The following is an 18,960-nucleotide window of genomic DNA, read 5'->3' as shown; positions in this document are numbered from 1 at the left end:
GTCCAGGAGACCGAGGCCATGTAAACGGAAGGATTGGCGCGCAGTTCGAGATGGTAGGTGCGCCGGTCGGTGTTGATGACGAGATTGGTCGCGATGTCGGGGCGGACGGGTTTGACAAGGATATGGACCCGCGCGGACGAACCGCTGCCGCTTACCGTGTCGCCTATCATCCAGCGCACCGTGTCGCCCGAGGCGACCGGTCCTGAGCCGACCAGTTGCTCGCCTTCCTGCAAGGCGATGTCGGTCACCTGCCCGGGCTTGGCGTAGATCTGGTAGAGAGCGCCTTCGGTGAAGGGATAGACCTGGATCGCGTTCAAAAATCCGGTGCCGTCGGGCTGGACGCGAGCGGCCTCCATTGCCGCTCCCACCCGGTCCCTTGGAGCAGGGGGACTCTGGGACGGGCGGGAGCGACCCGCGGCCCGGGGAGGGGTTGGCCGCGGAAGGGGTTGCAACTGGCCGGGGAGCGGCAGTGGCACGGGAATGGCGACGACGGTCTCTGTCGGTGCTGGAGAAGTGAGTGCCTGCGCCGCCTCGCTGCGCGGCGCAGGCACGTCAGGCGGCGACGCGGTTTGCGTGCGGGCCTGCAAGGGGGTGATGGTCGCGACGCTTGCTGCAAGCATTGCGAGGGTGACGGTGCGCCGACGGCGCGCAAGAGTGCTGATCATGATCCGAGTTCCTTCGACCAGTTGATGGCGTTGACGAAAATGCCGAGCGGGTTCTTGCGCAGGGCATCGGGGGTGCGCGGGGTCTGGACGACGATGGTCAGGATCGCGGTCCAGCGGCTCGTCTCGGCAAGGCTGCCGTCGCGGTAGCGGCGCTCAACCCAGGCGACGCGGAAGCTGGTCGGCGAAGCGCGGATGACGCTGGTGACATCGACCCCGACCTGTTCTCGGCCAATCAGCGCAAAGGGATCGTTGGTGCGGGCATAGTCATTGAGCGCAAATGCGCCCCTGTCGGTGGCGAAATCATAGGCGCGCAGCCAGTTCTGCCGCACCACGATGGGATCATCCGGCACGGCGCGCACCTGCTCGATGAAGCGCGCAAGGTGGAAGGCGATCTGCGGGTCCGAAGGCGTGTAACCTGTATCGGCGGGCGCGACCGCCTGCGCCTCGCCGAGCCTGTCGACCTGGACCACCCAGGGAACGATGCTGCCGCGTGCCCCCTGCCAAACGATCCCGGCGGTCAGGCATGTCGAGATGCCAAGCGCACCGAAGAAGGCGAGCCGCCAGCTTCTTGCCTGGACGCGGGCGGAGCCGATGCGGTCGTCCCAGACCTGAGCGGCGCGCTGGTAGGGTGTCTCGGGTTCGGGTGTCTTGCCGTAGCGGATCGATGGGCGTCGGAACATGGATCAGTCCTTTTCGGAAGTGTCGATGGAAGCGCCGCCGCCATGGCTGTCGCCGGCCTTCAAAGTGTGCGCGGCAATGGTGGCGCCGTGGGTGATGGTCTGGCGGTCCTTCATCGCCTTGGCCCATGCGGGCTGGCCTTGATCAGCGTCGGCGGGTGGAGGCGGCGGTGGCGTGTTAGGACCAGGCATAATGGTGCCGCTGGTGTTGGTGATCGCGGCGCGGCTGCCATCGCGGAACGACTGTTTCATGCTGTCGCCCGCCTTGCGCAGCGGCGAAGTCGCGGCACCGGCCCCGGCTTTGCCGACCGCTGCCATGCCTGAGCCGACGGCAGCCGGGCCGGACTTGCCGGCTGAGCCCAGCGCATAGGCCATGGTCGCGCCGCCCGCGGCGCGCGAGCTGCTATGGGCCACGTTGGAAGCGGCCGAGGCGACCGCGCCGCCCGCCAGCTTGGCACCAGCCACCGCTCCGGCAGCAGCGCCGCCTGCGAGCAGGGCTGTTCCCGCTGCCGCGCCAGCGCCGAGTTGCGGCCCACCCGAGACGATGCCATTGGCAACGCCGGGGCCGAAAATGCAAAGGCCGAGCAGGGTCAGGCTGGCAAGGACGATCGAGAGTGCATCCTCGATCGTCGGTTCGCCCGAAATCGCGCTGGTGAACTCGGTGAAGATGGTCGAACCGATCCCGACGATCACCGCCAGCACCAGCACCTTGATGCCGGAAGAGACCACATTGCCGAGCACGCGTTCGGCCATGAAGGCGGTCTTGCCGAACAGGCCGAAGGGGATAAGGACGAAACCGCAGAGCGTGGTCAGCTTGAACTCAATGAGGGTGATGAACAGCTGGATCGAGAGGATGAAGAATGCGATGATGACGATCGCCCAGGCGACCAGCAGGATCACGATCTGGAGGAAATTCTCGAAGAAGCTGACGAAGCCCATGAGATCGACGATCGCTTCGAGCATGGGCTGCGCAGCATCGAGGCCGACCTGTGCGACCCGACCGGGCTGGAGCAACTCGGCAGCGGAAAACCCGGTGCCGCTGGCCTTGAGGCCAAGCCCAGCAAAGCTCTCGAAGACGATGCGGGCGAGCGCGTTCCAGTTGCCGATGATATAGGCGAAGGCACCGACGAACAGCGTCTTCTTGACGAGCCGGGCGATGATGTCCTCGTTCTCGCCCCAGGTCCAGAACAGCGCGGCCAGCGTCACATCGATCACGATCAGCGTGGTCGCGACGAAGGCGACCTCACCCGAGAGCAGGCCGAAGCCGCTGTCGATGTAGCGCGAGAAGATGTCGAGGAAGCGGTCGACGACGCCGGTGCCACCCATGTCACTGGTCCTTTGCTGGCTGGGGTTCGAGGTACGGGGCAGGAGCGGCGCTGGCGTCTGCGGTGGCGCTATCGGTCTTGCGTTCCAGCCCGAGGAACCGACGCCGCTTCTCGGCCCAGGCCGCGCGGCAATCGGGCGTGGACAGCGCGAGTTCGCCCATCTGCGCGCAGGCACGCAGCTGCAATGGCAGCGGATCGCCATCCGGTTCGAACACGGTGGCAACTTCCACGGGCACAGCATTTGGCTCCTCGCGCAGCTGGAGCGGGGTCATGGTCAGCGCCACGGCGACAAAGCCGATTGCTCCGATCCGCGCGAAGAGCCTCATGTCCATCGCCTCAGTTCCGGAACATCTGGGCGTTGGCAGGGACATAACCGCGGCCCGGCGACAGGAACCGGCGGAGCTGCTCGCGGGCCTGGGCCTTGGCCGCTGCCGCATTGGCAGCGTCGAGCGACTGCGCGCGGGCGAAGGCGGCGAGCGTGGCGGTGAGATCGGCGAGCTGCTGCGACTGCAGCGCTAGCAACTGGTTTCCGGCCTGGGCGGCCTGCAGTGCTCCGGTGGCCGACTGGCTGGCGGTGACCAGCGTCTGCACCGAACTACGCGCACCTTCGATATTGCTGACCGCGCCGGCCTGGACCTTGAGCGCATCCTCGAAGGCGGCGACGCTATTCTTCCAGCGCTCCTCGGCAGCCGCAACCATATCGCGCTGGCTGCCGGTCAGGTTGCGTCCCGAATATTGCCGCTCGAACTCGCGTTCGATCTGCTGGACATCGTAGGAGATGCGCTGAGCCTGCTGGAGCAGCTGCTGCGTCTGGCGGATCTGCTGCTGGAGCGGTTCGAGCACGCTGGTCGGCAGGCTCGCAAGATTGCGCGCCTCGTTGATCAGCGAGGTCGCCTGATTCTGCAGCTGACGGATCTGGTTGTTGATCTGCTCGAGCGTGCGCGCGGCGGTGAGCACGTTCTGCGCGTAGTTCGAGGGATCGTAGACGATGCCGCCGAAGCCGAACTGGGCATAGGCGGGCGCGGGAACCAGCGCGGTGGCGGTCATCGAGAGCACGGCAACACCGGCGGCGAGCGCTTGGGCAAGACGGGAGGACTTCATGGGGCTTACTCCTTGGGTTGGCCCGAAGGGGGATTGGGGTTTCGGGCGGGGGGAACGGATGGTGGTGCGGGGAGCATGTCGGCCGCCCAGGCGAGGCCGCGATGGCGCAGCCAGGCGCGTGCAAAATCGTCAGCCCCGTGCGTCTCGGTCAGTTCGCCGATCGTCAGCTGGTCGGCCTTCGAGGAGGTGGCGGTGAAGGCGAGCGCGACCTCGCCGAGGCCCAGCTCGAACAGCCGGTTACCGCGCGCCGACTGGCAGTAATAGTCGCGCTTGGGAGTGGCCCGGGCGACAATCTCGATCTGCCGGTCGTTGAGCCCGAAGCGGCGATAGATCGAGAGGATCTGCGGCTCGACCGCGCGCTCGTTGGGCAGGAAAATCCGGGTCGGACAGCTCTCGATGATGGCAGGCGCAATCGCCGAGGTTTCGATGTCGGCGAGGCTCTGGGTCGCAAAGACCACGCTCGCATTCTTCTTGCGCAGCGTCTTGAGCCATTCGCGCAGCTGCGCGGCGAAAGCCGGGCTGTCGAGCACCAGCCAGCCCTCGTCGATAATGATCATCGTGGGCGAGCCATCGAGCCGCCCTTCGATGCGGTGGAACAGGTAGGCGAGCACAGCGGGTGCCGCCGCCGAGCCGGTCAAACCTTCGGTCTCGAAAGCCTGGAAGCTTGCTTCGCCCAAATGCTCGACCTCAGCATCGAGCAGCCGTCCGAACGGCCCGCCAATGCAATAGGGCGCCAGCGCCTGCTTCAAGGCCTGCGACTGGAGCAACACGGCCAGCCCGGTCAGCGTGCGTTCGGGAATAGGTGCAGTGGCGAGCGAGGTCAGCGCTGACCAGAGATGCTCCTTGGTCACCGGATCGACCGTGACGCCTTCAGAGGTCAGGATCACTTGCAGCCATTCGGCAGCCCAGTTGCGCTCGGCGGGCTCGTCGACCCGCGCCAGCGGCTGCAGTGACACCGCACCGGCACCATCATCGGACAGGCTGGTGCCCCCCAAAGACGAACCCAAGTCCTGCCAGTCACCGCCGCAGGCCAGTGCCGCCGCCCGGATCGAACCGCCGAAATCGAAGGCGAAGACCTGGGCACGCTCGTAGCGGCGGAACTGGAGCGCCATCAGCGCTAGCAGCACCGACTTGCCCGCCCCGGTCGGTCCGACGATCAGCGTATGGCCGACATCGCCGACATGGAGCGAGAAGCGGAACGGGGTCGAGCCTTCGGTTCGCGCATAGAACAGCGGCGCATTGCGAAAATGCTCGTCGCGTTCCGGTCCGGCCCAGACCGCCGAAAGCGGGATCATATGGGCGAGGTTGAGGGTCGAGATCGGGGGCTGCCGAACATTAGCGTAGAGATGACCGGGGAGCGATCCGAGCCAGGCCTCGATGGCGTTCATACCCTCGACGATCACGGTGAAGTCGCGGCCCTGGATGACCTTCTCGACCAGACGCAGTTTCTCCGCCGCAAGCGCAGGATCCTCGTCCCACACGGTAACCGTCGCGGTGACATAGGCCTGCCCGACATGATCGGCGCCGAGTTCCTGCAGCGCCTCATCGGCATCGGCGGCCTTGTTCGAGGCGTCGCTGTCGAGCAGCGTCGAGGCCTCGTTGGTCATCACCTCCTTGAGGATCGCGGCGACCGACTTGCGCTTGGCGAACCATTGCCGCCGGATCTTGGCGGTCAGCTTGGTGGCATCGGTCTTGTCGAGCATCACCGCGCGGGTCGACCAGCGGTAGGCAAAGGCGAGCCGGTTGAGCTCGTCGAGCAGACCCGGGAATGTGCTGCTCGGAAACCCCACCACGGTCAACGTGCGCAGATGCGCGCGGCCGAGGCGCGGTTCTAGCCCGCCGGTGAGCGGCTCGTCGGCCAGCAGCGCATCCAAGTGCATCGGAGTTTCGGGAACGCGGACCCGGTGGCTGCCGGTCGAGATGCAACTGTGGAGGTAGGTCAGCGTCTCGCTGTCATCGAGCCATTGGGCCTCGGGCACGAAGCCTTCGACCAGCCGCAGCAGCCGGTCGGTGCGGTCGATGAACAGGTCGAGCAGTTCCTTGGGGTTGATGCCCTTCTCGGCCTTGCCTTCGTAGAGCCAGCTTTCGGCGCGGGCAGCATCTTCGGCGGGCGGCATCCAGCACAGCGTCAGGAAATAGCCGCTCTCGAAGTGCGCACCCTCCTCGGCGAATTGCGCCGCCCGTTCGCGTTCGACCAACGCGGAAGCCGGATCAGGAAACTCGCTTTCCGGATAACCCTGCGCCGGGCGACGCACCGCTTCGACGAAGATCGCCCAGCCCGATCCGAGCCGCCGCAGCGCAGAATTGAGCCGCGCGGTGGTCGCGATCAGCTCGGCGGGCGTCGCGCTGTCGAGATCTGGCCCCCGGAAACGGGCTGAGCGCTGGAAGCTGCCGTCCTTGTTGAGCACCACGCCCGGTGCGACCAGCGCCGCCCAGGGCAGGAAGTCTGCGAGGCGGTCCGCCTTGTTCCTGTATTCGCGAAGCGAAAGCATCAGCTCAGACCCTCAGAAAATTGGGAAAGCGCAGATGACGCCGCGCGACATCGACGAACTGCGGATCACGCCGCGCCGCCCAGACCGAGACCGCATGGCCGAGTGCGAAGATCACCACCCCGGCGATCCACAGGCGCAAGCCCAGCCCGATCGCGGCAGCCAGCGTCGCATTGGCGATCGCAAGGCCCCGCGGCGCGGCGCCGAGCAGGATATGCTCGGTCAGCGCGCGGTGGACGGGCACCACGTAACCGGGGACGGATTCGGGCGGCGCGGCCTCCATCAGACCAGCGCTCCGCCGCCGAACGAGAAGAACGACAGGAAGAAGGAGGAGGCAGCGAAGGCGATCGACAGGCCGAATACGATCTGGATCATCCGCCGCGCGCCGCCCGAAGTGTCGCCGAAGGCGAGCGCCAGACCGGTGGCGATGATGATCATCACCGCGACGATCTTGGCGACCGGGCCCTGGATGGACTCGAGGATCGACTGGAGCGGGGCTTCCCACGGCATCGACGAACCGGCGGCATGGGCGGGTGCCGCAACGGTAAGGGCAACGAAGCCACCGAGCATGGCAGCGGACAGGCGGGCAAGCGCGCGCGAAAAGGTCTGGGTCACGAATTGTCTCCTTGGACGTGGGGGATGAAGGGAAGGATGCGGTAATCACCGCGCTCATCGAGTCCGGTGACTTCGGCGAGTTCGGCGAGGCGCCGTCCGGTGCCATCGCGGACCAGTACGGCCACGACGTCGATGGTCTCGGCGATCAGGGCGCGCGGCACGGTCACCACGCTTTCCTGGATCAGCTGTTCGAGACGGCGCAGCACGCCGAGTGCGGATCCCGCGTGGATCGTACCGACGCCGCCGGGATGGCCGGTGCCCCAGGCCTTGAGCAGGTCGAGCGCTTCGGCCCCGCGTACCTCGCCGATGGGAATACGATCAGGCCGCAGTCGCAGGGCCGAGCGGACCAGGTCGGACAGTGAAGCGACACCATCCTTTGTCCGCAGCGAGACGAGATTGGGCGCAGCGCATTGCAGCTCGCGGGTGTCCTCGATCAGGACCACCCGGTCGGCGGTCTTCGCGACCTCCGCGAGCAGGGCGTTGGTGAGCGTGGTCTTGCCGGTCGAAGTGCCGCCAGCGACCAGGATGTTCTTTTTCTCGCCAACCGCGCGGGCCAGCGCGTCGGCCTGACCCTGCGCCATGATCCCCGCCGCGACATAGTCATGAAGCGTGAACACCGCGACAGCGGGTTTGCGGATCGCAAAGCTGGGTGCTGCCACGACCGGCGGCAAAAGCCCTTCGAACCGCTCGCCTGTCTCGGGAAGCTCGGCCGACACGCGCGGCGCCCTGGCATGGACTTCGGCCCCGACATGGTGCGCGACCAGCCGGATGATCCGCTCGCCATCGGCAGCGGACATGCCTTTCCCCGTATCGGCGATCCCGGCTCCCAGCCGGTCGATCCACAGCCGCCCGTTGGGATTGAGCATCACCTCGATCACCGAAGCATCTTCAAGCCAGGCTGCGATCTCCGGCCCCAACGCCGTGCGCAACATGCGCGCACCGCGCGACGATGCTTCGGACCAGATCGGAATGACGCTCATGGGATGCCCCGTTCAGATGAGGCAACCGACCATCGGTTGCGCTCACGAGGCAGATCAAAGAGACATCAGAATGGGGGAAAGCAACAGCGGGTTTGCGGCATCGCGGTATGGCGTAGAGCTAGAAACTGTGGCGGTGAAGGTCAGGCTGGTCTGCTACTTTCGACGATCCGGAATGGCAGGTTTTAGGGCGTAGCTTGCGGCTAGCCGACCCTCGAAACGGCTGTCTGCGATGGCATCTACGAGCTGCACTATCGGTCACTCGCTTTGGGGACTCCTGCTCTAGAAAGCTGGCGGCCGTGTTACGATCCGCAGCGGTGTCGCCGAACCGCCGAATTGGTAAGGGGTCTGGCGAACTACTCTAGCGGCACAATCTGCAGTTGTTGGATCTTTGAGCCACATCGTCGGTTCGTTGTGAACAACCAGTCTCCCGACTTGCGCTAGGTTCATCAAATGTTCTAGATTCTGTCTATGCCAAAGCAGCTGACAGCGAACCAGATTCTTGGCGAGATCGGCGAGAATGCCGTCAGGGGCCGGTTCCTGACGATGGGGTTTCAGTTTGATGGCCGGTCAAGGCTTGAAGCCGGGATCGACGGCATTGCCGAAGTGATGGATAAGGGCCAACCGATGGCCCGCATGATTGCGGTCCAGGTGAAGGCCACTGAAAGCGGTCGCTATGCGTCCGAGACGGACGGTGGGTTCACGTATCTGCTGCGGCGCCAGGATCTCGAATATTGGCGAGGTTCGAACCTGCCGGTGATCGTAGTCTTCTTCAGGCGCTCAGATAATAGCTTTTATTGGAAGGAAGTGTCTCGGGAAAGCGATCTACCCGAGCGGCGCCTTCAGATCGACAAAGCCGTGGACGTACTTGATTCCAGTTCAGTCAATCGCCTTGCTGCTCTGACGGTTCCCAAGGCGGGATTTGGCTATTACGTGCCTGCCTTGGGCGGAGGCGAGGAAGCGATCGTCAACATGCTGCCGATCGCGCTTCCTGCCAAACTCTTCATCGCGTCGACGCCTTATGACGGGCGCAAGGCGACCGCGATGCTTCTTGATGGCGATGAGCCAGCGCGGTTCGACTGGATTATCCGTGGAGGGATTTTCTGGTCTTTCCATGATCCCCGCACATCTTGCTGCCGCGAAATCGTCGATCTGGATCAGGTCGAGGCGATCGATACGGCGGACCTTGCCTTTCATGATGATGCCGATGAGCAGCACAAGTTCATCCATCTGCTGCGGCAGACGCTGCGCCACCAGACTCGGCAGGATTTGAACTGGAGCAAGGCCCAGGAAATCCTCTATTTTCGGGCGCTCGTTGCGGACACGCCCCGCAATTTTGCTTATGAGGCTTCGAAGAAGAAGGCGGATGCCGATGTCGTCAATGTGTCGATGAGCGACAAGGATGAGGGGCGGGTGTTGTTTGTCCGCCATCATGCTTTTTCGCCGCGCTTCGAGCTCATGGGCGATCAATGGTATCTCATCATCACGCCGACTTACTATTTTACGACTAACGGATTTACGCCCCACCCGCACCCATCTGCGCTGCTCGCGGGTAAAAAGCGGATGGACAAGAGCGCGGCGTTGCGCGGTCAGGTAGTTATGTGGCACCGGTTTCTGACCGAGGCTGATCGTGCAGAAGAACGCAAGGCGGACGGCTTGTTCGGGACAGTCGTTGAGGCCGAGCCCCGGCTTCGGTTCGGCGAACCTCCGTCAGTGCACCTGGAAACGCGAGTGCCCGAGGATGGCTGGGGTGGCGGCGCTAAAAAGAAGTCGGATGCATCCGAACAGCCAGAGGACTTGTTCGCGTGACGACATTCGACACCCGGATTTTGCAAGAACCCGAGCTGGAGTTCGGTGACCGGCACCATCATCCCGATCCTCGGCTCGGTCTGTTCGAAGCGGGTCCGCTCCAGACCTATGTCGGCGATGTCATCAAGATTGGCGTCGTGGGGAGCGCCAAGACCATCGAGGATACTCGGAAGTTTCTCGAGACGGCGGCGGCGGGTATCGAGGGCAAGTCCGAGAAACATCCCAATATGCACCCCGCCTTTCCCGGGCTTGGCAACCAAAGCCCCTATCGATGCCGGTTCGAGGTCGAGGATGGCGCGACGGCGGCGCTGTCGCAGAGCAAGCTCGATAAGATCGCCAAGGAGCCAGACCATCAACGCGCGGTCGAAATTGCGGTGGACGAGATCATGGCCGAGCTGCAGGCGCTCGACGATGGCGGTCATAGGCCGGATGTCGCGATCATCGCGCTTCCTGTTAGGCTCCTGGAGCGTGTGTGGAACGCGAAGGTTGACGCAGGCGGTTCGACCGAGAAGGACGACAGCAGCGGCTCGGACGCGCCCAACTTTCGCGGGATGTTGAAGGCCCGCGCGATGGGTCTCAATTTCCCAATCCAGATCCTCTGGGAGGATGTCATCGACGAGAAGGTGTCGATCCCGCAGAAGGTCAAGGAAAGCAGCGCGCGCAAGATTCAAGATATGGCTGGGCGCAGCTGGAACCTGCTGACAACGCTTTACTATAAGGGCAGTGGCCGAATTCCGTGGCGGCGTATGCCGCGGGAGGGCGAGTATACCTCCTGCTATGTTGGGATCAGCTTCTATCGCGAGGCGGGCGGACAGCAGCTGTTCACGAGCGCGGCGCAGATGTTCGACGAACGCGGGCGCGGGTTCGTGCTCAAGGGTAAGCGCGCCCACACCGAGAGCCGCGGTCGGCATCCTTATATGACGCGCGACGATGCGCGCGAGATCATCGAGAATGTGCTCGCGGCCTACAAGACCCACCACAAGACACTGCCGGCTCGAGTGATTGTCCTCAAAACGTCGCGGTTCAAGGACGAGGAGGCCGGAGGCATTCTCGACGCCTTGACTGCTGCCGGCACGGAATTGCGCGATCTGGTGTGGGTCCAAGAGTCTTACTCGGTCAAATTGCTGCGCGACGGCAATTACCCGGTGTTACGCGGGACGTTCGTCGACTTGGCCGGCAACGGCCTGCTCTACACCAATGGCAGCATGCCTTACTACGGCACCTATCCGGGGCTTTATGACCCGCGCCCGCTGCTTCTCTGCCCGCACAATAGTTGTGACAGCACCATCGCGCAGCTGGCTGAGGAGGTGTTCTCGCTGACCAAGATCAATTGGAATTCCACCCAGATGAATCAACGCCTGCCGATCCCGATCCGGGCAGCGCGGATGGTCGGCGAGGTCCTTAAGTATATGAAGGAAGGCCAGGTGGAGAGCACCGACTACCGTAAATATATCTGACCGTCGTGCACTCACGCGCAGTGCGCTCGCCCAGCGCTTGAAATAATAGAAGCTCTTCGCCGACAACATTTGTATCGGGCGGTCTATGCGAACGAACCCGGAAGACCCTTCTTGGACAGCCCCGGAGACCGGGTGGAACTGGCAGGACGACAAGGTGCTGCTCGCCAGCGCCTGGTTCGCTGAACTCGCACATCGTCGAAGCTGGCAGAAGCGGTTGCAGGCGACGCGCGACCGTTTCCTGACGGCAAAGGACAGCTGGACGCGCGGTGTGCCCGTCCCACTCTATGATCCGAAAGACATGGCGGCTTGGTATGTCTTCCAGGCGAATGCTTATGCGGCGGATCGGATGAACTGGGTTCCGGAAGAGGCCGTGCGGATGGTGCCGACCTTTACGCGGATCGGTGAGGAACTTCCCGGCCTTCTCGAGATTTCAGGCGCGGAGGATCGTGCCGCCCGACTGATGAATGCCGATCGTAGCCAGCCTGATGGCGGACTGTTCGAGCTTCTGGTGGCGCTCGCTTATCATCGCGATGGGTGGGAAACGACGTTCGTCCCCGAGCGCCCCGGCGTTGCCAAGACGCATGATCTCAATGTCCGAAAAGGTCGGCTCCGTTGGGCAGTAGAGTGCAAGCGCATGGACCGCTCGAGCTACGAGGCACGCGAGCGCCGGCGCGGCGAAGCTTTGGCGCGGGCGGTGCATGCCCTTGCGCTGGAAGCCGGCCGGTCGATTCACATGCAGGTTGCATTCGACGCCGAACTGGAGGCCGTGCCTGACGGCTATCTCGCGGCGCATGTCGAGGCCTATCTGACTGGTGCAGGCCCGGCATATTGGCGGGACGAATATGGTATCGGGACGCTTGAGGAAATCGATTGGTCGCTCGCGCACCGCGTTCTCGACAAAGACGATGTCTATTATGGTTCAAGCCGGATGATCGAGCTTCTGATTGGCCATTATGACCATGATTTTGCGCATTCAATGGAAGGCAAGTGGCGACCGAGCCGGGAGCGCCCCTTCTGGGCGAGCGCCGTCTATCAGGCCAGCGTCGTGCGATGGCGCAATCGATCAAGACAGGCCACCCGCAAGAAGGCGAAACATTTCCGCGCTATGGTGGCGAAGGCGGCCGTGCAGCTACCCAAGGATCGGCCTGGCGTCGTTCATGTCGGGGTCGAGACCTGGGCCGGAGGCCTCGCTGATGGGGTGCGGCATCTTCTGAACAAGCTCGAAATGGGGGATTTCGATCCGGGGGATACGCGGTTGCGTTGGGTCTATGGCGAATATTTCGCGCCGGAGGTCACGACGCGGTCTGATGAGAGTTGGGCGATCGAGGAGACATCGGCCTCCTATCGCGTCGGGCGCCACCGTACGCGTGAGCCTCTCCCTTATCACATGCTTCTAACGCCGGAGGCGAAGATCAATCACGGGGTCCATTGGGATCCGGCGAGCCAATATCCGCTCATCCGCCCCCGATCCTGACGCGGCGACTCACGCCGATGGATCGGTGGGCAACTCGCCGATGCGTTCGAGGGTAGCGGAAATCTGCGCACAATAGGCCGGATTGGCCGCCACGAAGTCCTGGAGCGTGTAGCGGTAGGCTGGAGGACCAGCGGTGATCGTATCGGTTTCGTCGAGCCAGTCGACGACCGGCATGAAGCCATGGAGGCGATTTGCGATCTCGTAACGTTTCTTATCGACGGCGCTTTGCACTGCGAGCCTGGCCCAAGCGATGTCGCCATAGGTGGCAAGGATCGTCGCTTCGGCGTCGTCCGGACAAGTCTTCCCGTCCCACGTGTAATATCCGTGTAGGCCATTAAACACGACGTCGCCGGCCCGACAGGCGATTTCAAAATAGCCGAGCAGGGCGTCGTCGTGGACGCGCGCCTGATGGACCGCGTAGTGGAAATGCTTCTTGTCGAAGGCGTGCAGTTCGACGCTGATATCCGACCCATCGAGCACTGCGAGATAGTCGCGGGCAGCCTGCGCCCAGCTTGGTTCGAACGCGATGAAGTCGAGAAAGGCGTCGATAGCCTTCGACCAGGAGGACGAGACTTTCGGCGTCACAACTGCGCGGTAGCTGTGCCGGTTAGCGCGATCGCTGCTGCCGAGCGGTGATGTGGCCAAGGCTGCCTTCAGTAAGCTGGCATCGTCATTGATCAGCTCGAGCCTGGGCCAATCCCCGACCCGGATAACCTGGCCGAGCACATAGTTGGCGTCGAGCGCGTGCAGCTTTTCCGACGTTCCATGCGTCCAGCCTTGGGCAAATTCCGGAAGCTCGGCATGAGGTATGTCGCCGATCCAGTCCTTAGCGTCCGCTTCTGGTTCCCATCCGGGCGCCGCATAGGGAAAGTCGGATCCGATCGGTTTGCCGGTCACCACCTCGATCCGTTCATGAAGACCATCGGCCACCCGCCAGACACAGACCATCATCGGGCAGCTCGGTCGGTCATGGGTAAGGCCTGGCCTCGGCGCGAAGAGGAGCAGGGCAAGCCGGACGAATGGAAGCTGCTTGGCCCGCTCGACGATGAAATCGGCGTAATGCTGTCGCGGCTCGGCGCTCTCGAACCAGACAAGGTCCATGTCGGGGCTGAGCTGCGGGAGGAAACGAAGCGCCTTGAGCGTGACGGGCTGCAATAGGGCCTGGCCATCCTCTGCGACGGCGTGCAGCGCTGTAATATCGACCCCGGTTGTGCAGGCGAAATAGGAGAGCGGCAGCAGCAATTCGGTCCAATGTGTCGATACCAGGATGCAGCGGATCATTTCCTTCGGAACTCGGTCGCGCTCTACGAGTAGCGTCACATATTTGCTGAGTTCATTGAGCGTCCCTCGCGCGCTGTTGTCGCTCCGCTTGATCTCGATGCAGACGACGTGACCGAAGGTGTCACGCGCCAGGATGTCGACCCTACCGCCAGCGCCCTCGGGGTTATCGAGGGCATATTCGGTCCGAAGGAGGGTCAGCCCGGGCTCCACCAGACAGAGACGTTCGGCGAGATAGTCCCGAAATTCACCCTCATTTACGAAGAGGCCCAGGACGGGCCGCGCGAAATTCTCAAGGCCGGTAGCGCTCATGGCTCTATGCTTAGATGGAAATAGGCTATCGAAGAAGGATGATTGACGTCAATCCGTTGCGCGAAGCAATATTCGCGATCTTTCCGATGCCCCATGTAGAGGGGATCTATAGCTTCTATTACGACGAAACGAACAACGTCCGCAAATTGCATCTCACGCCCGATGGCATGAATGTCAGGCGGCCGGATTGCTTCGTTCTGGGCGGCATTGTGCATGGTGGGCCGCCACGCTCGATTGACCTGTCTGACCTGAGGAAGCTGCTCCGGCTCCAGCCTTCGGTGAAGGAGATCAAGCTCAAGCATCTCGGCAACGGGGATTTTCTCGATCTACTCGGGTCGGAGAAGATCGCGCTTTTTCTTGAATGGCTGACGAGGCAGGGCTTTCTGGTCCATTATCAGGTTACCGACCTGCTCTATTGGTCGGTCGTTGATATTGTCGATTCGATCCTAACGGAGGTGGATGAACCTCAATTGACGACCTTGCATTTGCCGCTCAAGGACAGCCTTTACACCATTCTGCGTGACGACGTTGACTTTACGGCGGAGTTGCTGGGCCGGTACAACTATCCCGATGTCGGGCGGGATCGACGCGCCGCGTTTGTCGAGGAGCTGCTCGACCTTGCGGAACATCGCGCACATTTGCTGGAGCATTTTTCCTTCTACATGCTGAATGGGCTTCTGCAGATGGCCCGGACATTGGACTCCCTTCCCTATCTTGAGGACGAGGCACCTAATGTGCTGATTGACGGGTTTGGCACCTTTTTCTTCAATCGCCTGGTCCTTTTCAAAAACGCCGAACACGTTCTCGACGACGAGCGGCAGATCGAGGCCTATCTAGAAGGCTTGGAGCTTTGCAGCGGCGATACTCCGCTTCGCCATTTTCGTTTTGCCAATTCGCAGACCGAGGCCGGGATCCAGCTATCCGATCCAGTGGCTGGTCTCTTGGGGAAGCTCTTCAGCTATCTCAACAATGCGCCGCTTGATGTCGTCGAAGACGATGTCGATGGACTGTCAGCGCGTCAGAAGCGGAGCCTGAAACTCCTTGCGGGACTGCTGGATCGATCGACAGACGAATGCCCAGCTTTCGCGCAGTATGTGATCTCGATCGAGGATCAAAAGCGGGCGCATTTCATGTTGGAGATCGCGCCGAACCAATTTTAGTGGAGCTAGCTGGTCGAAAGGATAGTCTGTCCCACCTAGGCGCGCAACCAACGTAGGGCAGCTTCTGGCGAGCCATTCCGAAGCCATGAATGGCGGCTATTCAGCGCAAAACGCTATTCAATGGCTTTCCCAAAATGGACCGCACCAGCTCCGACAAAGCCTTCTTTGACGCCCGCCGCGTCCACCACATCATTGCCAACTCGTCCAACCGGGCATGCGGTAATACCCAGCGCCGTTGCAACCAAGCACATCGTCGCGACCATCGCACCGGCGTCGCGCCATAGTATGCTGCTCGCATTGTCATAGCAGGCGTCGAGCAAAGCGCGATCGGCGGCGAACTGGACAGTTGTTCCCTGACCATGGCCCAAGATCGTGGAGATGCTCTCTCGATTGACCGCTAAGGCAGCCGCCCCGACAGGCATAAGTCCATGTTGCTGGTCATCATAGAGATCGGCAGTGCCATCCTCCAAGGGCAGGACGAGCAACCTGATGGGGTGAAGCCCACCCCCCGATGGCGAATTCCTGCTCTCTGCCGGCACTCCAAACCGCCCCGGCATCCGGCTGCGCAAAGCGGTCGAATGCCATAAGAGAGCAGAGAGATCGTCGATGCCCAATGGGCCGGCGACGCCAGACCGACGGGCCCCTAACACCTTGAAGAAGCTGGCATCTGGCGTCCGCACGTCGCGGGGCAGGAGTTGAACCGGCCCGAGCTCGATCAAACGGCGGCTGGGATTTCCGTCAAAGCGGGGTGCTGGTTCCGGATCAGTATGCCTCGCCATACAGGTCTCTCATAACCTCGTAGTGCTTTACGCACCCACGGCAACCGCCACATGCTAAGGGTCCGGTATGGCACGAATGTGCCCAACCGATGATCTCGCGCGGTGCGCCAGAACGCTGCACCAACTCGACCGTGGACATGCCCACCGCGGGCACCGTCACACGAATAGCACCTTCCTGCATCGCCATGAGAGAGTCGACCTGAGCGTAGAACTCAAGCCTTCCGTCGGCATGAGACCCGTCCGAGGCCACTGATCCAAGCATCAACTCGTTGACGCCAATGGCCGTCGCTCGCATCCCAGCCAGCGTCAGCAGCAACTGATTCCGAAACGGCCACCATTCTGGAACTGGTGCATGGACCGATGCAGGTCGAGCCGCCATGTCGCCAGAACCCAGCGGACTGCAGTCAACGCGGATGATCTCGTGCCTGACACCAAGCAAACTCGAGACATGAGCAGCAGCGGCGAGCTCAGTCTCGGCCGCACGCTGACCGTAGTCGATGGTGATCGCGTATTCAGGCAGCTGCCAGTACGTCAGCGCAATCGAATCCACACCGCCCGAAAGCAGTACCGCTCTCACCGCAGCGCCCAGACGGCGTGATAGATCGCGGATACCAGGTCGCCGACGATCCGACATCCGCTGCCCGCCGGCATCTTCACATCCTCCGGCCGCATGTTCTGCGCCAAGCCTACCACCGGAATATCGCGGGCGACTGCGTATCCAATCTCAAAGATCGTGCCAGCGTCCGCGCCGTTGAGGATGGCCAATACAGCTTGGCATCCATCGAGCCCTTTCAAATCCAAGGGAGCTACAACTTCCCCGGGTCCTTCACCAACGTCGTGCAGCGGCGAAAACACCTGGACATTCATGGCGAGCAACTGGTTGCGGACCTCTTCGACCACCCAGCGCTCCGCCAGGTTGAAGAACGGCGCGGCAATGTAGATTTTGCCGGCCCCCGGTATTACCGGTTCTGCCGCTATCTTCATCAGGGCCTCTGCAGACGGGATGGGCAGTCCATGCGTGTTCACATAATGGCTCGTTGCGCGCGAAGCCAAATCGGCAGCTTCCGCAGGCGAACGCTGTTCTAGCGCCCAGAACTGCGTGAAAGCTGCAGAAAACACATCTCCCGAGCCAATCTTGAACACGGTCTCGCTGCGATAGGCTGGCACCTGCCACTGACCAACGCGCGTAGCGACAAGCGCGCCATGGCCGCCCATCTTGAGAACCACGACATCCGCTTCGTTCCGCTCAAGCAAAGCGGCTGCACCCTCATGAGGGTCATCCTTGCCGGAGAATTGGCGGGCCTCCTGACGGTTCAGGATGACAGCGAGCTTGTCTGCGCGTGATCCATTCTCCGCAAATGGACGGGGATCGAACGCTGACTGCGGATCGTAGACTGCAATCTTGGCCGATACTTTCGCATCGCCTTCCAGCATACCGAAGCGCAGCACCACATCGTCGCAGACCTCGAAAGTTGGATGGCTCGGGATGGCGTCTGGTCTCGGCGTGATCTTGGGCGTGGCCAGCGAATGGAAGTAGTCGAAGGCGATCTCTCGATCTACCTTCGGCCCACCTACGAGCATTCCGTAAGCCGATTTCAAGCTGATTTCTACATCTTCGAGGCTGGTGTTGCGATAGGTGTGAAGCCGAATGCCCGGAACCGCGCCGCTCAGGGCAGCGGCTGCCCGTCCACCCGATCCATAGGCGTCATCCCACCGCGGCTCGATGCACCGCTCAATGTAAAGCCCCCCGGCGACCGTGATCACGCGGGCTCAATCCGGACCTCAACAGCGCCGCCCCGGATGGACAGCACCACAGCCTGAAATGCTCGGCCCTGGTCGATGCACCCAATTATTCGCACATGGCCACGATGCGTGAGCGCGCCGACCCTTTGGCCGCCCGGCCCCAAGACCTCCACGACGGGGTTCGGACCTGAGCGGTTAAGGTTGACCGTCAGGATGTCGCCTATCTTCAACGCTCCGACCGCGCCGGGCTGAAGGCTATTCAATGCTGCTGTCTCAACAATGTCGCAGAGGTCCGGATCGCCGCCTGCACCACCACCACCGACGGTCCCTGGCTTGCTCGGCGTCACCCGAGCAGGCGTTGCAGGATACCCATCGTCACGCGAGCCGCCACTTCCTGTCACGAGACCTCCAATCCGACGTCAACGTCCGATTGGAGCTATATCAATACCGCCTGACGAATGTCGACCGCTTTCGATGTCCTATTCTTCTGAATATGCGCATGTTTTATATTGAGCTTCGCAACGATATCTTGGGGAAGCTGCCGCATTGTCATCCAAATGACAGAATCCAATATCGACGCACGTGCGCCAATAGCCTCTGCGAAGGCAAGATAGGCCGCCTCCATCTGCGCATAATGGCGCTCCACCCGCCATGCGACATCGAACAGTCCAAGCGAATGGCATGCGCGGATGATGTGGATGTCGAGTATCGACACCTCATCGCTGTCGCGCCAATTACGCACAATCCATGATGCGGTCTTGGGGCCGATGCCCGGTAAGCCAACCAGCGCATCACGCAGATCGCGATCACCAACGTCCGTATCGATGTCTGCTAAACCCGCCACACATAGCGCAACACGCCGCGCCTTCTGACGCGCGAAGCGATAGCGTACAGAGCGCCCCTTAACTTCCAATGGAGTAGTCAGCATCTCCAGAACGGCCTGCTCATCCTCCTGGGCATCTGCCGGAGCAGCCCGCAGACGATCATAAGCGGCCAAGCCAACTTCTGCCGGTATTCCATAACCACCGAGCAGGCAGGCGAGCATTTCTTCGCGCAGGGTGCGGCCCAACCGATAGTGTTCTGGGTCTTCGGTTTCCCA

At 62.3% G+C, this 18,960-nt stretch carries 18 protein-coding genes; 4 read left to right on the top strand and 14 right to left on the bottom strand.

Annotation, left to right across the window (positions count from 1 at the left end; all coding sequences use genetic code 11):
* From AAFM29_RS14150 to trbB, 9 genes are all read right to left on the bottom strand, one after another.
* Positions 1 to 665, bottom strand: a 665-nt coding sequence (locus AAFM29_RS14150; protein WP_341713435.1) for a TrbG/VirB9 family P-type conjugative transfer protein, incomplete at its 3' end; no start/stop codon positions are given.
* Positions 662 to 1,345, bottom strand: coding sequence for a conjugal transfer protein TrbF (gene trbF / locus AAFM29_RS14145; RefSeq protein ID WP_341713433.1), 684 nt, complete (start codon positions 1,343 to 1,345; stop codon positions 662 to 664). The genes trbF and AAFM29_RS14150, both read right to left, overlap by 4 nt.
* Before the next feature lie 3 nt (positions 1,346 to 1,348).
* Positions 1,349 to 2,668 (bottom strand): P-type conjugative transfer protein TrbL, encoded by a 1,320-nt coding sequence (trbL, locus tag AAFM29_RS14140; protein ID WP_341713432.1) that lies wholly within the window; start codon positions 2,666 to 2,668, stop codon positions 1,349 to 1,351.
* A gap of 1 nt (position 2,669) precedes the next feature.
* Positions 2,670 to 2,993, bottom strand: a complete 324-nt coding sequence (gene trbK-alt, locus AAFM29_RS14135; RefSeq protein WP_341713431.1) for a putative entry exclusion protein TrbK-alt — start codon at positions 2,991 to 2,993, stop codon at positions 2,670 to 2,672.
* A 10-nt stretch (positions 2,994 to 3,003) separates the two neighbouring features.
* Positions 3,004 to 3,768, bottom strand: a complete 765-nt coding sequence (trbJ, locus tag AAFM29_RS14130) for a P-type conjugative transfer protein TrbJ (protein ID WP_341713430.1) — start codon at positions 3,766 to 3,768, stop codon at positions 3,004 to 3,006.
* 5 nt (positions 3,769 to 3,773) lie between these two features.
* On the bottom strand, positions 3,774 to 6,260 hold the full coding sequence (gene trbE / locus AAFM29_RS14125) for a conjugal transfer protein TrbE (RefSeq protein ID WP_341713429.1): 2,487 nt from the start codon (positions 6,258 to 6,260) through the stop codon (positions 3,774 to 3,776).
* Between the two features lie 4 nt (positions 6,261 to 6,264).
* Positions 6,265 to 6,540, bottom strand: coding sequence for a VirB3 family type IV secretion system protein (locus tag AAFM29_RS14120; RefSeq protein WP_341713428.1), 276 nt, complete (start codon positions 6,538 to 6,540; stop codon positions 6,265 to 6,267).
* Positions 6,540 to 6,872 carry a TrbC/VirB2 family protein gene (locus AAFM29_RS14115; protein ID WP_341713427.1) on the bottom strand — a complete coding sequence of 111 codons (333 nt, stop codon included), beginning with the start codon at positions 6,870 to 6,872 and terminating at the stop codon, positions 6,540 to 6,542. The genes AAFM29_RS14120 and AAFM29_RS14115 overlap by 1 nt, the downstream gene beginning before the upstream one ends.
* Entirely contained in the window at positions 6,869 to 7,852 is a 984-nt protein-coding gene (gene trbB, locus AAFM29_RS14110) for a P-type conjugative transfer ATPase TrbB (protein ID WP_341713425.1), read from the bottom strand. Before trbB ends, AAFM29_RS14115 begins: the two co-directional genes overlap by 4 nt.
* 468 nt (positions 7,853 to 8,320) lie before the next feature.
* On the opposite strand from trbB, the gene AAFM29_RS14105 reads away from it, so the two are divergent.
* The 3 genes from AAFM29_RS14105 to AAFM29_RS14095 all read left to right on the top strand — a co-directional run bounded on the left by AAFM29_RS14105 (position 8,321) and on the right by AAFM29_RS14095 (position 12,589).
* On the top strand, positions 8,321 to 9,658 hold the full coding sequence (locus tag AAFM29_RS14105) for a DUF4365 domain-containing protein (RefSeq protein ID WP_341713424.1): 1,338 nt from the start codon (positions 8,321 to 8,323) through the stop codon (positions 9,656 to 9,658).
* Positions 9,655 to 11,115 carry a hypothetical protein gene (locus AAFM29_RS14100; protein ID WP_341713423.1) on the top strand — a complete coding sequence of 487 codons (1,461 nt, stop codon included), beginning with the start codon at positions 9,655 to 9,657 and terminating at the stop codon, positions 11,113 to 11,115. The genes AAFM29_RS14105 and AAFM29_RS14100 overlap by 4 nt, the downstream gene beginning before the upstream one ends.
* An 85-nt stretch (positions 11,116 to 11,200) precedes the next feature.
* Positions 11,201 to 12,589: a hypothetical protein gene (locus AAFM29_RS14095; RefSeq protein ID WP_341713422.1), complete on the top strand. Its 1,389-nt coding sequence runs from the start codon at positions 11,201 to 11,203 to the stop codon at positions 12,587 to 12,589.
* A 9-nt stretch (positions 12,590 to 12,598) separates the two neighbouring features.
* On the opposite strand, the gene AAFM29_RS14090 is transcribed toward AAFM29_RS14095, so the two are convergent.
* Positions 12,599 to 14,179, bottom strand: a complete 1,581-nt coding sequence (locus AAFM29_RS14090) for an endonuclease NucS domain-containing protein (protein ID WP_341713421.1) — start codon at positions 14,177 to 14,179, stop codon at positions 12,599 to 12,601.
* A gap of 38 nt (positions 14,180 to 14,217) precedes the next feature.
* Between AAFM29_RS14090 and AAFM29_RS14085 the strand changes: the two genes are divergently transcribed.
* The gene (locus tag AAFM29_RS14085; protein ID WP_341713420.1) at positions 14,218 to 15,339 is read left to right on the top strand and encodes a DUF3800 domain-containing protein; all 1,122 of its coding nucleotides are present in this window, start codon (positions 14,218 to 14,220) and stop codon (positions 15,337 to 15,339) included.
* A gap of 113 nt (positions 15,340 to 15,452) precedes the next feature.
* Here AAFM29_RS14085 and AAFM29_RS14080 read toward each other — a convergent pair whose 3' ends face one another.
* From AAFM29_RS14080 to AAFM29_RS14065, 4 genes are all read right to left on the bottom strand, one after another.
* The gene (locus AAFM29_RS14080) at positions 15,453 to 16,058 is read right to left on the bottom strand and encodes a nitroreductase family protein (RefSeq protein ID WP_341713419.1); all 606 of its coding nucleotides are present in this window, start codon (positions 16,056 to 16,058) and stop codon (positions 15,453 to 15,455) included.
* Positions 16,059 to 16,101: 43 nt separating this feature from the next.
* Positions 16,102 to 16,752: a 7-cyano-7-deazaguanine synthase gene (locus tag AAFM29_RS14075; protein WP_341713418.1), complete on the bottom strand. Its 651-nt coding sequence runs from the start codon at positions 16,750 to 16,752 to the stop codon at positions 16,102 to 16,104.
* Complete coding sequence (locus AAFM29_RS14070) at positions 16,692 to 17,882, bottom strand: PfkB family carbohydrate kinase (RefSeq protein WP_341713417.1); 1,191 nt, start codon at positions 17,880 to 17,882, stop codon at positions 16,692 to 16,694. Before AAFM29_RS14070 ends, AAFM29_RS14075 begins: the two co-directional genes overlap by 61 nt.
* A 415-nt stretch (positions 17,883 to 18,297) precedes the next feature.
* A partial coding sequence (locus AAFM29_RS14065; protein ID WP_341713416.1) for a hypothetical protein occupies positions 18,298 to 18,960 on the bottom strand: 663 nt, incomplete at its 5' end.

Source organism: Erythrobacter sp. (assembly GCF_038133525.1).
Classification (GTDB): Bacteria; Pseudomonadota; Alphaproteobacteria; order Sphingomonadales; family Sphingomonadaceae; genus Qipengyuania.
Note: the sequence above shows the minus strand (reverse complement) of the source record. Positions and strands in the feature narration are given on the sequence as shown.